This window comes from Acetobacter oeni (genome assembly GCF_011516825.1).
GTDB lineage: Bacteria > Pseudomonadota > Alphaproteobacteria > Acetobacterales > Acetobacteraceae > Acetobacter > Acetobacter oeni.
The window spans coordinates 88,004-102,831 of record NZ_WOTA01000005.1 but is presented as its reverse complement, the minus strand read 5'-3'; the positions used below and the strand labels follow the sequence as shown (position 1 = coordinate 102,831).

The window sequence follows — 14,828 nt, the reverse complement described above, 5'->3', positions numbered from 1 at the left end:
CGGCTATACAACCTCCGGTGGGCCGCCACCAGTACCCGCCGTCACATCCGGCGAAACAGACCGTGACACTACCCGATGCCGCACAACCTCACCCACAATAATCAGCGACGGACTGCGAAATACCTCAGCCATGACCTGCTCCGGCAGCGACCGCAGATCCCCGACAACCACCCGCTGATCCGGCTGCGTACCCTTTTCCACAACAGCCGCCGGCCAGTCCGGCGGCAGACCATGCCGCATCAGCCGCTCGCACAGCATCGCAATGCCGCCGAGCCCCATGTAAATCACCACCGTCTGCCCGCGCCGGGCAATGGTGTCCCACGGCAGATCCAGCGTCCCGTCCGCCCGCGCATGACCGGTCAGAAACAGACAGGACTGCGCGCAATCCCGATGAGTCAGCGGAATCCCCGCCGACGCGGCACACCCGTTCGCCGCCGAAATTCCCGGCACGATGCGGAACGGAATGTCCGCCGCCATCAGCGCCTCGATCTCCTCGCCTCCACGCCCGAAAATAAACGGATCGCCCCCCTTCAGACGCAATACCCGCTCGCCCGCCCGTGCCCGCCGGATCAGCTCATCGTTGATCGCCGGCTGCGGTAACGCATGATCGCTGCGCTGCTTGCCGACAAACACCCGCTCCGCATCCCGTCGCACCCGCTCCAGAATCTCAGGCGGCAAAAGATGATCGTAGAGAACACTGTCCGCATTCTGCATCAGCCGCAGCGCCTTCAGCGTGAGAAGATCCGCATCTCCCGGCCCCGCGCCGACCAGCCACACCTCTCCGGAGCCGGTCTCGCCCCGGGCTTCCCGCTCCAGCGTCAGCCGCGCCCCGGCCTCATCGCCCGCCAGCGCCTGCTCGCTTCCGATCCCGTCCAGAAACCGCTCCCACACCCGCCTGCGCGTCTCCGCCACCGGATGCAGCGCCGCAACCGCCGGACGCAGACGTTGCATAAACCGCGCCATCCGCCCCAGTTGCGCCGGTAACAGACTCTCAATCTGCTCCCGAAGACGCCGCGCCAGAACCGGAGCCGCCCCGGCAGTGGAAATCGCCACCAGAACCGGCGGACGACGCACAATCGCGGGCGTAATAAACGTCGAGGGATCAGGATCGTCGACCGCGCAGACCGGAATGTTCATCCCCCGGGCCATTTCCGCGACCAGCCGGTTCACCGCGCGATCATTCGTCGCCGCGAAGACCAGCCGCTTCCCCGGCAGATGCTTCCCCAGAACCTCCCGCGAAACCGGAACGGGATCATGAGAGATCCGCCCCCGCGCCACGAGCCGGACCAGCTCCGCATTGAGATCCGGCGAAAGCACGGTAATAGCCGCCTCCGTCGTCGCCAGCAGCGCGACCTTGTTCGCCGCGATACCGCCTCCACCGACCACAAGCGCGGACGCGGCGGAATCCATCCGCAGTGTAACAGGAAACCAGGGCATCAGCGCCTCGGCGCCGGGAGCAGCCTCAGTCATCGACGGCGCACATCCTTTCAGATCTCACGAGGAACCGGCCTACCGCCTCTGAGCCAGCAGACACATCAGCGAAAACAGCCGCCGCGCCGTCGGCAGATCCATGGCGATCTTCCCCTTCAGCCGCTCCGTCAGCAGCTCCGCCGCCTCGTCATGAACACCCCGCCGCCCCATATCGATCGCCTGAACCTTCGTGCGGTTGCCCTCCTCCATCGCCAGCTCAAAACTCTCGATCATCAGCGCGTAATCCTTGATAAGGCGACTGAAAGGCGAAAGAGAAATCCCATACGTATAAAGCGGCGTGTCTTCTTCATTATGAACGTCGAACACCAGCCCCGAATGCCCGCTGACCGAAAGATGCAGAATAAACGGACCCGTCAGCCCCTCCGGGCGAAAATGCGCCGTCTGGCAAAGATCGAGAATAGCCTGCTCCCGGTCCTTCACACGTTCCGGATGCGCGTCCACCGCGGGCCCGAGCGCCGAGGCCAGCACAACGCCCATAAGCGCGTCCGGCCGTTCTGAAGGAAGCGTCGGCTCGTCCCGACGGCCCCTGCTGTGATGAAATAAACCCACACCCTGTCTCCGGCCCTGTCGGAGCTTTGCGCCCCTGTTGTTTTCCGGTCGCCCGCTCAGCCATAAAAGAGCAACCCTGCAATGTGCCACAGGCCCCGCACTAAATCTCCGGCAAAATGTACAGATAGTATCCCTGTGCGCCCGCGCAGGCCCTCCCGGTAAAAAAATCGCCAAAAGACCGCGTGTTTTTCTTGTCAGCCGTATCCCTTGTACTTATGAGGAAGCGCCAACGGTCGGGAACCCGAGGCTCGCTTGACACATCGTTCCGCCCGGGACACGCCGCGCCGGCTTCGTCGTCGCCCGTGTCCGCTGGCAAATACGATTGTGCACAGGGCAGCCGCCCTGAAAATGGAATCGGGACGCCCGCAGCACGCAATCAGGGGTCCCCGCGCCATGGCTTCAAAAGGTTCACTTTACGATCGTATCACCGAAGCCCTCGCTTTCGATGACGTCCTCGTTGTCCCGGCAGCCTCCGACGTGCTGCCTGCCCACGCCGATACCCGCACCCGCCTGACACGCACCATCGACCTCAATATCCCGCTGGTCTCCGCCGCCATGGACACCGTGACCGAAGACGCCATGGCCATCGCCATGGCCCAGCAGGGCGGCCTCGGCGTCATTCATAAAAACCTCGAGCCGGCCGAACAGGCCGAACAGGTCCGTCGCGTCAAACGCTTCGAATCCGGCATGGTGGTCAACCCCGTCACCGTCGGCCCAGATCAGACCCTCGCCGAAGTCCGCGCCATCATGAGCCATCACGGCATCAGCGGCCTGCCCGTCATCGAGCCCTCCTCGCAGAAACTCGTTGGCGTGCTCACCAACCGAGACGTCCGCTTCGCCAACGACCCGGGCCAGCGCGTCAGCGAACTCATGACCCGCGAGAATCTCGTCACGGTCCGCAATGGCGCCGACGCCAGCACCGCCCGGCAACTCCTGCACAAACACCGTATCGAAAAACTCCTCGTGGTGGACGACGCCCATCGCTGCATCGGCATCATCACCGTCAAGGACATGGATAAAGCCGTCACCCACCCGCTCGCGGTGAAAGATGGTATGGGCCGCCTCCGCTGCGCCGCCGCGACCGGCGTCGGCGAGGACGGTTTCAAACGCGCCGGCCTCCTGATCGAAGCCGGGGTGGACGTGCTCGTCGTGGACACCGCCCACGGCCATTCCTCCGGCGTCCTCCGCGCCGTCGAAAGCATTAAACGCGCCGGCAGCGAAGTCCAGGTCATCGCCGGCAACGTCGCCACCCCGGAAGCCGCCCGCGCCCTCATCGATGTCGGCGCCGACGGCGTGAAAATCGGCATCGGTCCGGGCTCGATCTGCACCACCCGCGTCGTCGCGGGCGTCGGCGTCCCGCAGTTCTCAGCCGTGCTCGAAACCTCCGCCGCCTGTCATGAACTCGGCGTTCCCGCCATCGCCGACGGCGGCGTCCGCACCTCCGGCGATCTCGTCAAGGCCATCGGCGCCGGCGCCGACGCCGTCATGGTCGGCTCCCTGCTCGCCGGCACCGACGAATCCCCCGGAGAAGTCTTCCTCTACGAAGGCCGCTCCTACAAATCCTATCGCGGCATGGGCAGCCTCGGCGCCATGGCGCGCGGCTCCGCCGACCGCTACTTCCAGGACGAAGTCAAGGACACCCGCAAAATGGTGCCGGAAGGCATCGAAGGCCAGGTGCCCTACAAAGGCGCCATGGGCCCCGTTGTCCATCAGCTCGTCGGCGGCCTGAAAGCCGGCATGGGCTACACCGGATGCAACACGGTCGGAGAACTCCAGACAAAAACCCGCTTCCGCCGCATCACCAATGCCGGCCTCCGCGAAAGCCACGTCCACGATGTCTCGATCACTCGCGAAGCACCAAACTACCGGCGCGACTGATCGTACCGCCGGACGGACGGCGCACCCGCCGCCGTCCGGCACCACCCGCTCTCTCCCGGATACCAGGATCACGTATGACGCCCTCCGCCCGGCTTGCCGCCGCCATCGACCTGCTGGCGGAAATGGACGCCGCGCCCCGTCGCCCCGCCGACGCCGTCGCCAACAGCTTTTTCCGTGAACGACGCTTTATCGGCGGCGGCGACCGGAGAGCCATCTCCGCCCTGGTCTGGGATTCCCTCCGTCACTGGCGTCGCGCCGCCTGGTTCATCGAACGCGCCGGTGGCGAGCCAACGCCACGCCTGCGCATCGCCAGCCGGCAGATCCTGACCGGCTCAACCCCCGGCGCCATCTCCCAGGCTTTCGTCGAAGGCCGCTTTGCGCCCGGCGCGCTCACCCAGAACGAACGCCACACGCTCGACCGCATCGCCAGAGCCGACCCGTCAGAACAGCAGCCCGATGCCGTAAGGCTCGAAATCCCCGACTGGCTGTTCCCCCACCTCCAGGCGCGATTCGGCGCCGATCTGGAAAAAGAACTGGAAGCCCTGGGCCAGGAAGCCACCCTCGATCTCCGCGTCAACACCCTGCGCGGCGACCGTGAAACCGTCCGCAAAAAACTCATGCGCGAGGGCCTCCACGCCGAACCGACCCCGCTCTCCCCCTGGGGCCTGCGCCTGCCGGGCCGTCTGCCCGTCACCAGCAGCGCCGCCTTCAAAGACGGCCTCGTCGAAATCCAGGACGAAGGCAGCCAGCTCGTCGTCGCCATGCTCGGCGCCACACCCGAAATGCGCGTCCTCGACTACTGCGCCGGGGCAGGGGGCAAAACGCTCGCCATCGCCATGACCATGCAGAATCGCGGCCACATCATCGCCTGCGATGTCTCCGTTCCCCGTCTCGACGGCGCCGTCCGCCGCCTCCGCCGCGCCGGAGCCCACAACGTCGAACGCCATCTGCTCACCCCCGGCGACAAATGGGCCAAACGCCGCGCGAAATCCTTCGACCGCGTCCTCGTCGATGCCCCCTGCACCGGAACCGGCACCTGGCGCCGTAACCCGGACGCCCGCGTCCGGCTCGAAGAACGGGACCTGAAGGAACTCACCGTCAAGCAGGCCGACATCCTCGACCGAGCCGCCGCCCTGGTGCGTCCCGGCGGTCGCATGGTCTACGCCACCTGCTCGATCCTCGACGCCGAAAACCGCAACCAGATCGACGCGTTCATGGCCCGCAACAGCGATTTTTCACTGGTCGCCCCGGACACAGCCGAGATCCCCGAGCGGTTCCGGGACTCTCCGATCCTCTCGCTCTCTCCCGCAAAAGACGAAACCGACGGTTTCTTCGCCGCCGTCCTCGAACGAAAAGCCGAACCCGCCATCACTGAACCCACCATCACCGAACCGGCGGTCACTCCGCCGGAAGCAGACGCTCCGCCAGCACCCTGATCGCCGACAGGGCGGCCTCACACAGCGTCGCCCCAACCCCTACCGTACCACCGGACAGCCGGATGAACCCCTCGGTCATCCCGTTCTGAACCATGCCCTCGGAATGCACGATGATCCCATCCGTGTCCTCCAGATCGCCGCTCCCGCCAGCACCCGACCGCCGCTGCAATTCCGCCCCCCAGGCTTTGCGCCAGTAGTCCCGAACCTTCTCCGGATAAAACCGTCCGTCCACCGTGTAGCCGCAGAGCGGCTTCCCCTGCGCGGCCATATAGCCGATCTCCACCGCCGTCCCGGGGTCCATATCCGCCGCCCGGCGGAACGGATCGAGACAGAACAGCCCTGCATCGCATCCGTCCATCAGCCCGCGATCCGCCGAAATAATGGCCATCGTGGTCTCAAATCCCGGTTCCAGACCACTCAGATCCATCTGCCCGTCCAGCGGCGCGACCCCCTCAAGCCCGGCTTCGGCGCAGATCTGTTTCAGGCCGGCAAAGATCGCCTCCGCCCCGGGCCGGAAAACCAGATCTCCCGCAAGATAGATTCGTGGACGCCGTCTCACCCCGCGCACCGGTCCCGCCGAATGGTTAACGTCATCGGTCGCCCGAGCGGGAGAACAGCGCTGTTTTTCAGTCGGATGCATAAACGGAAACTCACTGAATTCGGATGAAACACCACAGCCGGATATCAACAATGTTTGACCGCAGCCGGTGTGAAGGCCATCATAATGTCATGATCCTGCTGATCGACAATTATGATAGCTTCACATTCAACCTCGTTCACTATTTCGGTGAACTCGGAGCCGAGTGTGACGTCCGCCGTAACGACGCCCTGACCGTCGAAGAGGCCATCGCCCTCCGGCCCGAAGCCATCGTCATCTCACCCGGTCCCTGCACCCCGACCGAAGCCGGCATCTGCTGCGATCTCATCCGCGCCGCCGGCCCGCAAACCCCGATCCTCGGTGTCTGCCTGGGCCATCAGGCCATCGGCCAGGTCTATGGTGGCAAAGTCGCCCGCGCCCCGAAACCCGTCCACGGGAAGCTGAGCCCCGTTTTCCACGAAAACACCAGCGTCTTCGCAGGACTGCCCGATCCCTTCCAGGCTACTCGCTATCACAGCCTCATCGTCGAGCCCGAAACCTGCCCGGATGTGCTGGAACGCACCGCCTGGACAAAAGACGGCATCATCATGGGCCTGAAACACCGGCATTTCCCGATCCACGGCGTGCAGTTCCACCCGGAAAGCATCGCCTCGGAAAACGGGCACGATCTTCTGCGGAATTTCCTGTCCATCGCCCGCCAGTGGCACGATCTGTCGCGAGCCGCCTGAACCGATGACAATGCTCTCTCAGGATGCCGCATAATGCCCGCATCCTCCGTTCCGGCGCAGGGCGAACGCCGCTTTCAGGATTTTCTGACAGCCGCCGCCACAGGAAAAGTGTTTTCCGAACAGGAAGCCGAGGACGTTTTCGGTCTGATCATGGACGGTCTCGTCGGTGAATCCCGCATCGCCGCCCTGCTGATGGCCATGCGCGTGCGCGGCGAACAGCCTCAGGAACTCATCGGCGCCGTCCGGGCCATGCGCGCCAGGATGAAGGCCGTCCCGAACGCACCCGCCGGCACCATCGATGTCTGCGGAACCGGCGGCGACGGCCACGGCACCCTCAACGTGTCCACTGCCGTCTCGTTCGTTCTGGCCGCACTCGGCGTCCCGGTCGCCAAACACGGCAACCGCGCGCTGTCCTCCCTCTCCGGCGCCTCGGATGTGCTCGAAGCGCTCGGCGTGCCGTTGAAGACAGACCCCGACACACTGGGCGCAGATCTGCGCGACCGCCGGCTCGCCTTCCTGTCGGCCCCCGAACACCATCCCGCCATGCGGCACGCCGCCTCCGCCCGCAAAGCCCTCGGCATCCGCACGCTCTTCAACTTCATCGGCCCGCTCGCCAATCCCGCACAGGTCAGACGGCAGCTCATCGGGGTCTCCTCCATGCAGTGGATGAAACCGATCGTCGATACCCTTGAAAAGCTCGGATCAGAGCGCATCTGGTGCGTCTGCGGCGAAATCCCGGGCGATCATCCGGATGGAACCGCTGGCACCATCGATGAAGTCACGCTCGCCGGTCCTGCCCACGTCGAAGCCCTCGAAAACGGTACCCGTTTCAGCTTCAGCCTGACCCCCGACATGGCCGGACTCCCCGAAGCCCCCGTTTCCGCCATCGCAGGCGGCGGCCCGGTTCAGAATGCCGCCGCTCTCGAAGCCCTGCTGCACGGCAGCAAAGGTCCGTACCGCGATACAGTCCTGCTGAACGCTGCCTGCGCCCTGCATGTGGCAGGACAGGGCATGCTTCTGAAAGACAACCGGATCGTTCCCGCCGCGCTGAAGAGTCTGGTATCTTCGGCAGCCCATGTGCTCGATAACGGCGCCGCCCTGGCCGTCCTGAACGCGACCCGCGCCAGCACATCGCGGCCCGGCAACGGGCAGGTGTCATAAGGCAATGACCGGGGCCGGATATACAGTTTCCGTCTGCAACGCCACGATCCGCCATCATGCCTTCAGGGGCCGGATCTCCGAACGTCAGACGGTTTTTCACGCCATGCTGCGCACGAGACGTCGCGCGTTGTTATTCACGTCCAGTTGCGAGACAGAAATATGATGAACGAGACACCGGATAAAACTCTTGAGCACGTCGCCGAATGCGCTCCGGATGTGCTCGACCGCATCGTCGCGCGGACGCGCATCGAAGTGGCTCACCGTTCAACCCTGACAAGCCTGAAAGAAATTTCAGCGAAAGCGCGCGAAATCGATTTTCAACCGCGCGGTTTCGGCCGGGCGCTCAAGGAAAAAACCGCCGACCAGACCCCGGGCCTGATCGCAGAAATCAAGAAAGCCTCGCCTTCCGCAGGCCTGCTCCGTGACCCGTACGACCCCGTCGCCATCGCGAAATCCTACGAAGCCGCCGGCGCCGCCTGCCTTTCCGTGTTGACGGAAAATTCCTGCTTTCACGGCAGCCCCGATGATCTCGTTGCCGTCCGTAACGGCTGTCAGTTGCCGATCCTCCGCAAGGACTTCATCGTCGATCCCTGGCAGGTCTACGAGACCCGCCTGATCAGCGCCGACTGCATCCTGCTCATCATGGCCATCCTGACCGACGAGGAAGCCGCCGACCTCGTCGATCACGCCAAGGGCCTGGACATGGATGTTCTCGTGGAAGTCCACTCCGAAGACGAACTCAACCGCGCACTCGTGCTCGACACGTCTCTGATCGGGATCAACAACCGCGACCTCAAAACCCTGAGGACCGATCTTCAGACGACCATAAACCTCGCGCCGCTCGTCCCGCCGGATAAAATTATCGTCTCGGAAAGCGGCATCAAAACACACGAGGACGTCCAGCGCCTGAGCGCCGTCGGCGCCAGCGGCTTCCTCGTCGGAGAATCCCTGCTGCGCAACCCCGATCCGGGCGCGGGCATCCGCGCGCTGCTGGGCAACAGCTAAGCCCTGTCAAAACCTGTGACAGAGCACAAACCGATGTCTCCTCCCGGCGAAGACAGCCGGGCAGCCGCGACAAAGCCGGGCCTCACCCATCTGGACGCCGCGGGCAACGCGGTCATGGTGGATGTCTCCGCCAAGCCTGATACGGAGCGGGCCGCCACCGCCCGTGGTCGTATCGACATCAGACCGGATGTTCTCGACCTGATCGTGAGCGGCAACACACCAAAAGGTGATGTGATCGCCACCGCCCGGATCGCAGGCCTGATGGCGGGCAAAAAAACCTCTGATCTCATCCCGCTCTGCCACCCGATTTTTCTCACATCCCTCAAGGTTTTTCTCAAACCGGATGCCTCCGGGATCGAAATTGAAGCCGTGGCGAAAACCACGGGACCCACAGGCGTTGAGATGGAAGCACTGACGGCCGTGACCGTCTGCGCACTAACAGTTTATGACATGTGTAAGGCTTTGGATCGAACAATGCGTATCGGAGATATACGCCTTATGCAAAAATCCGGTGGTCGGTCCGGGACTTTCGTAGCGCCCGGCGAGTCGGGCTGAATTCAGGCGAAGACCAGACAGAGCGCCTCTCCGGGCGTCTCTGCCGACTCTTCATGCGATGAGTAAATGGAGCGCGGTTTATGAATGACGGTGCGGGCATGGCCACCCAGGGACGAAACGATCCCGGCCTCTCAACACAGGAACTGGAACATGCCTTTCACGACATGCTTCTCATCCGGCGCTTCGAAGAGAAAGCCGGCCAGCTGTACGGCATGGGTCTGATCGGTGGCTTCTGCCACCTCTATATCGGACAGGAAGCCGTCGTCGTCGGGGTTCAGCTTGCACTGAAACAGGGCGATAAAATCATCACCTCCTACCGTGACCATGGCCAGATGCTCGCCGCCGGCATGGACCCGAAAGGCGTCATGGCCGAACTGACCGGGCGTGCCACCGGCTATTCGCACGGCAAGGGCGGCTCGATGCACATGTTCTCCCGGGAAAAGAATTTCTACGGCGGCCACGGCATCGTCGGCGCCCAGGTCGCGCTCGGTATCGGCCTTGCCTTTGCTAACAAATACCGCGGAACCGACGAAGTCTCCGTGGCCTATTTCGGTGAGGGCGCGTCGAACCAGGGCCAGGTCTACGAAAGCTTCAACATCGCCGCCCTGCACAAACTCCCCTGCATTTTCGTCATCGAAAACAACCGCTACGGCATGGGCACCAGTGTCGAACGCGCCTCCGCCTCCAAAGAACTCTGGCGCAACGGCGAGCCCTGGGGCATCCCCGGCAAACAGATCGACGGCATGGATGTGTCGGCCGTCAACGCAGCGACAAAAGAAGCCGTCGCACACTGCCGCGCCGGCAATGGTCCCTACCTTCTCGAGATGTCGACCTACCGCTATCGCGGTCACTCGATGTCCGATCCGGCAAAATATCGCGCCCGCACAGAAGTCGATGAAATCCGTCAGAAACGCGACCCGATCGACCATGTCCGCAACGCGCTGCTGGCCGCCGGTGTCGAAGAAGAAAATCTGAAAAAAATCGAAGCCGGCGTAAAGGCCGTGGTTGCCGAGGCGACAGAGTTCGCTGAAACGAGCCCCGAGCCCGATCCGTCCGAACTGTACACAGACGTGCTCGTAGAGGCTTGATACATTATGGCTGTTCAGATTCTCATGCCGGCCCTTTCGCCCACCATGACGGAAGGCAAACTCGCCCGCTGGCTGAAAAAAGAAGGCGAACCCATCAGCCCCGGTCAGGTCATCGCTGAAATCGAGACCGATAAGGCCACGATGGAAATAGAAGCCGTCGAGGAAGGCATTCTCGGTAAAATCTTCGTCCCCGAAGGCACCGAAGGCGTCGCCGTCAACACCCCCATCGCCGTCCTGATCGAGGAAGGCGAAACGCCCCCCGCCGAAGCGACCGGAACCGCCCCGAAATCCGCCGCCGGGGAAAAGCCCGCGACCCAGGTGCCCGAAGCCGCCAGCCCCCCGGCTGCCCCGGTAAAATCCGCCCCCGAACCCGAAAAAGACTGGGGCGAGACAGCAGAAATCACTGTCCGTGAAGCCCTGCGCGACGCCATGGCGCTGGAAATGCGCCGCGACGAGGACGTCTTCCTGCTCGGCGAGGAAGTCGCCCAGTACCAGGGCGCTTATAAAGTCTCCCAGGGCCTGCTGGACGAATTCGGCGAAAAGCGCGTGCTCGACATGCCGATCACCGAACACGGCTTCACCGGCATGGCCGTCGGAGCCGCATTGACCGGCCTGAAACCCATCGTCGAATTCATGACCATGAATTTCTCGATGCAGGCCATCGACCAGATCATCAATTCTGCCGCCAAAACCCTCTATATGTCCGGCGGCCAGATGGGCTGCCCCATCGTCTTCCGTGGCCCGAACGGCCCCGCATCCCGCGTCGGCGCGCAGCACTCCCAGTGCTACGGCAGCTGGTACGCCCATGTCCCCGGCCTGAAGGTCGTCGCTCCCTGGTCCGCCGCCGACGCCAAAGGCCTGCTCCGCGCCGCCATCCGCGACCCGAACCCGGTGATCTTCCTCGAAAACGAAATTCTCTACGGACAGAAATTCCCCTGTCCCGTCGATGAAGATTTTATCCTGCCGATCGGTAAGGCAAAGATCGAACGCCCCGGCAAAGACGTCACTCTCGTAGGCTTCTCGATCAGCGTCGGCACCGCGCTCGCCGCCGCCGACCTTCTGGCCGAACAGGGGATCGACGCCGAAGTCATCAACCTTCGCTCCCTGCGCCCGTTCGATACCGAAACGATCGTCGAAAGCGTGAAAAAGACCAGCCGCCTGGTCACCGTCGAAGAAGGGTGGCCGTTCGCCGGAATCGGCGCGGAAATCGTCATGCAGGTCATCGAACACGCCTTCGACTGGCTCGATGCGCCGCCCGTCCGCGTCGCCGGCGTGGATGTGCCGATGCCGTTCGCCGCCAACCTCGAAAAACTGGCCCTGCCACAGCCCGACTGGGTCGTGGATGCCGTCCGCAAACTGGTCTGAGGAGAACGTCATGGCTACCGATATCCTGATGCCGGCCCTCTCGCCGACCATGACGGAAGGTAAACTCGCCCGCTGGCTGAAAAAAGAAGGCGAAACCATCAGCCCCGGTCAGGTCATCGCTGAAATCGAGACCGACAAGGCCACGATGGAAGTGGAAGCCGTCGAGGAAGGCATCCTGGGCAAAATCTTCATCCCCGAAGGGACCGAAGGCGTCGCCGTCAACACCCCCATCGCCGTCCTGATCGAGGAAGGCGAGGCCGTCCCCGAGCAGGCTCCCGCGCCGAAAACCGCACCGGTCAGACAGCCGGAGGCCACAGCCGCCACACCGAAAACCGCCGCCGCGCCACAAAAAATGGCGCCTGCGTCAACCCCGCAACCGGTCGCCACGCCGACCGGGCGGATCGTCGCGTCCCCGCTAGCAAAGCGGATCGCGAAAGAGGCCGGTCTCGATCTCAGCGGCATCAAAGGCTCTGGCCCCAACGGTCGCATCGTCAAACGCGATGTCGAGAACGCGAAAACACGCGGCCCGGCAAAGCCCGCCGCAACAGCGGTCCTTCCGGCTGAAGCCGAAACCGTTCCGATGTCGTCAATGCGGAAAGTTATCGCACGCCGCCTGACGGAAGCTAAAACGACGATCCCGCATTTCTACGTCTCCGTGGATGTGCAGCTGGACGCGCTGCTCAGCCTCCGCCAGCAACTGAATGCCGCCTCGCCGCCCGAAGGCGATGATGCGTTCAAACTCTCCGTCAACGATATGCTCATCAAGGCCACCGCACTCACCCTGCGCCGCGTCCCCGATATGAACGTGTCCTATGCACCGGACGCCATCGTCCATTACCCGAACGTCGATATCTCCGTCGCCGTCTCGATCCCGGACGGGCTGATCACCCCGATCATCCGCAACGCCGATAAGAAAAGCCTGCGCGAAATCAGCAACGAGACGAAAGACCTCGTCGCCCGCGCCCGCGCCGGCAAACTGAAACCGGAAGAATTCCAGGGCGGATCATTCTCGATCTCCAATATGGGCATGTTCGGAATCAGCGCCTTCTCGGCTATCATCAACCCGCCTCAGGCCGGTATCCTCGCCATCGCGGCCGGCGAAAAACGCCCGGTCGTCAAAGGCGACAGCCTCGCTATAGGCACCGTGATGACCGCAACCATCTCCGTCGATCACCGCGTCGTCGATGGCGCCCTGGCCGCGCAATGGATGTCGGTTTTCCGTTCCGTCGTCGAAAACCCCATCAGCCTGGTGGTCTGAGACATCAAGCCTTTCAGTCAGAGACGACTTCAGGAGCACACATATGAGCACAACCGACTTCGATCTGGTTGTCATCGGCGGCGGCCCGGGCGGTTACGTCGCGGCCCTGCGCGCAGCCCAGCTCAAACTTTCCGTCGCCGTCGTCGAGGGAAATCACCTCGGCGGTATCTGCCTGAACTGGGGCTGCATCCCCACAAAGGCGCTGCTGCGCGCCTCCGAGATCAACCACCTCCTGCACGATCTCGGACAGTTCGGCTTCACCGTGGACAATCCCCGCTTCGATTTTGAAAAAGTCGTTGCACGTTCACGCGCCGTCTCAAAGCAGCTTTCCGGTGGCATTGGCCACCTGCTCAAAAAAGCCAGAATCCCTGTCTTTAATGGATTCGGAAAACTCAACGGCACGGACGGTAAAAAACGAAAAATCACCGTCGCACTGAACGACGGCAGCACGACTGAGCTGAAAGCCGCGCACGTCATCCTCGCCACCGGCGCCCGCGCCCGTGTGCTTCCCGGTTTTGAGCCGGACGGTAAATTCATCTGGTCCTACCGCGAGGCTCTCGTCCCCGACATTCTGCCCCGCCGCCTCCTCGTCATCGGCTCCGGCGCCATCGGAACCGAATTCGCCTCGTTCTACCGGAATATGGGATCGGAGGTGACTCTCGTCGAAGTCGCCGACCGCATCCTCCCGGTCGAGGACGAAGAAATCAGCAAGCTGGCCCATACCGCCTTCGAAAAGCAGGGGATGAAAATCCTCACCAGCGCAAAGCCCGGTCCGCTTTCAAAAGGCAAAGACGATGTGACCGTCGAGATCACCACAGCCAGAGGCACGGAAAAGCTGACGTTCGATCGCGTTATCTCCGCCGTAGGCATCGTCGGCAATGTCGAAAAACTCGGTCTGGAAAATACAAAGATCGAGGCCGATCGCACGCACATCAAAACCGATCACCTGTGTAAAACCGGTGAACCCGGTATTTATGCCATCGGTGATGTCGCCGGCGCGCCCTGGCTCGCTCATAAAGCCAGCCACGAAGCCGTCATGTGCGTGGAAGCCATCGCCGGCCTCCCGGTCCATCCGATCGACATCACAAAAATCCCCGGCTGCACCTACTGCCGCCCGCAGATCGCGTCCGTCGGCTTTACCGAAGCGAAAGCGAAAGCCGCAGGCTACCAGATCCGCGTCGGTCGTTTCCCCTTAATCGGCAACGGCAAGGCCATCGCCATGGGCGAACCCGAAGGCCTGGTAAAAACCGTCTTCGACGCGAAAACCGGCGAACTTCTGGGCGCCCATATGATCGGCGCCGAAGTCACGGAAATGATCCAGGGCTACGTCATCGCCAGAACCGGCGAACTCACGGAAGCCGAACTGAAAGAAACCATCTTCCCGCATCCGACAATCTCGGAATCCATGCACGAAGCCGTTCTCGCTGCGTATGACGGCGCCCTGCATTTCTGAAACAGACTGATCCGGTAAGGAAATATCCCTCAACGTATCGCGGTACCGATACGTTGAGCCTTTCCTGTTCTCGCAACGCCATCTTTTCGTACGACCGTCCTGTCAGTGGGACATTGTGAAGCCCACAGATCAATGCAGCCTTCTTTCAGCGCCCCCGATGAAAAAACGCAGCAGTCCATGTTCTCTTCATGAAGAGAATACTCTCTTTCGAAGAAACCCGCCCAAAAACCCGGCGCTCAGATTATATCTGAAAAATCCCCTCT

13 protein-coding genes are annotated in these 14,828 nt (G+C 62.8%); 10 read left to right on the top strand and 3 right to left on the bottom strand.

The window, feature by feature from the left end; translation table 11 throughout:
* Positions 1 to 3: 3 nt before the first annotated feature.
* Together cysG and GOB90_RS05050 are read right to left on the bottom strand one after the other, a co-directional pair.
* Positions 4 to 1,470: a siroheme synthase CysG gene (gene cysG / locus GOB90_RS05055; protein ID WP_146886656.1), complete on the bottom strand. Its 1,467-nt coding sequence runs from the start codon at positions 1,468 to 1,470 to the stop codon at positions 4 to 6.
* A gap of 39 nt (positions 1,471 to 1,509) precedes the next feature.
* On the bottom strand, positions 1,510 to 2,040 hold the full coding sequence (locus GOB90_RS05050) for a UPF0262 family protein (RefSeq protein WP_261765931.1): 531 nt from the start codon (positions 2,038 to 2,040) through the stop codon (positions 1,510 to 1,512).
* Between the two features lie 393 nt (positions 2,041 to 2,433).
* Here GOB90_RS05050 and guaB point away from each other — a divergent pair, with 393 nt between their 5' ends.
* Positions 2,434 to 3,918, top strand: coding sequence for an IMP dehydrogenase (gene guaB, locus GOB90_RS05045; protein ID WP_146886654.1), 1,485 nt, complete (start codon positions 2,434 to 2,436; stop codon positions 3,916 to 3,918).
* Positions 3,919 to 3,992: 74 nt separating this feature from the next.
* The gene (locus GOB90_RS05040; RefSeq protein ID WP_146886652.1) at positions 3,993 to 5,354 is read left to right on the top strand and encodes an RsmB/NOP family class I SAM-dependent RNA methyltransferase; all 1,362 of its coding nucleotides are present in this window, start codon (positions 3,993 to 3,995) and stop codon (positions 5,352 to 5,354) included.
* On the opposite strand, the gene GOB90_RS05035 is transcribed toward GOB90_RS05040, so the two are convergent.
* The gene (locus tag GOB90_RS05035) at positions 5,317 to 5,913 is read right to left on the bottom strand and encodes a nucleoside 2-deoxyribosyltransferase (protein ID WP_261765930.1); all 597 of its coding nucleotides are present in this window, start codon (positions 5,911 to 5,913) and stop codon (positions 5,317 to 5,319) included. The genes GOB90_RS05040 and GOB90_RS05035 overlap by 38 nt on opposite strands.
* A 170-nt stretch (positions 5,914 to 6,083) precedes the next feature.
* On the opposite strand from GOB90_RS05035, the gene GOB90_RS05030 reads away from it, so the two are divergent.
* From GOB90_RS05030 to lpdA, 8 genes are all read left to right on the top strand, one after another.
* A complete protein-coding gene (locus GOB90_RS05030) occupies positions 6,084 to 6,680 on the top strand; it encodes an anthranilate synthase component II (RefSeq protein ID WP_146886692.1) in 597 nt (198 codons plus the stop codon).
* A gap of 33 nt (positions 6,681 to 6,713) precedes the next feature.
* On the top strand, positions 6,714 to 7,841 hold the full coding sequence (gene trpD, locus GOB90_RS05025; protein ID WP_146886648.1) for an anthranilate phosphoribosyltransferase: 1,128 nt from the start codon (positions 6,714 to 6,716) through the stop codon (positions 7,839 to 7,841).
* A gap of 162 nt (positions 7,842 to 8,003) precedes the next feature.
* Positions 8,004 to 8,846, top strand: coding sequence for an indole-3-glycerol phosphate synthase TrpC (gene trpC / locus GOB90_RS05020; RefSeq protein WP_373322144.1), 843 nt, complete (start codon positions 8,004 to 8,006; stop codon positions 8,844 to 8,846).
* A 33-nt stretch (positions 8,847 to 8,879) separates the two neighbouring features.
* Positions 8,880 to 9,401 carry a cyclic pyranopterin monophosphate synthase MoaC gene (gene moaC / locus GOB90_RS05015; RefSeq protein WP_146886644.1) on the top strand — a complete coding sequence of 174 codons (522 nt, stop codon included), beginning with the start codon at positions 8,880 to 8,882 and terminating at the stop codon, positions 9,399 to 9,401.
* A 98-nt stretch (positions 9,402 to 9,499) separates the two neighbouring features.
* Positions 9,500 to 10,489, top strand: coding sequence for a pyruvate dehydrogenase (acetyl-transferring) E1 component subunit alpha (gene pdhA / locus GOB90_RS05010; RefSeq protein WP_242011804.1), 990 nt, complete (start codon positions 9,500 to 9,502; stop codon positions 10,487 to 10,489).
* 6 nt (positions 10,490 to 10,495) lie between these two features.
* Positions 10,496 to 11,854, top strand: coding sequence for a pyruvate dehydrogenase complex E1 component subunit beta (locus GOB90_RS05005; RefSeq protein WP_146886640.1), 1,359 nt, complete (start codon positions 10,496 to 10,498; stop codon positions 11,852 to 11,854).
* Between the two features lie 10 nt (positions 11,855 to 11,864).
* On the top strand, positions 11,865 to 13,112 hold the full coding sequence (locus GOB90_RS05000; protein ID WP_146886638.1) for a pyruvate dehydrogenase complex dihydrolipoamide acetyltransferase: 1,248 nt from the start codon (positions 11,865 to 11,867) through the stop codon (positions 13,110 to 13,112).
* 43 nt (positions 13,113 to 13,155) lie between these two features.
* Positions 13,156 to 14,565 carry a dihydrolipoyl dehydrogenase gene (lpdA, locus tag GOB90_RS04995; protein ID WP_146886636.1) on the top strand — a complete coding sequence of 470 codons (1,410 nt, stop codon included), beginning with the start codon at positions 13,156 to 13,158 and terminating at the stop codon, positions 14,563 to 14,565.
* Positions 14,566 to 14,828: the final 263 nt, after the last annotated feature.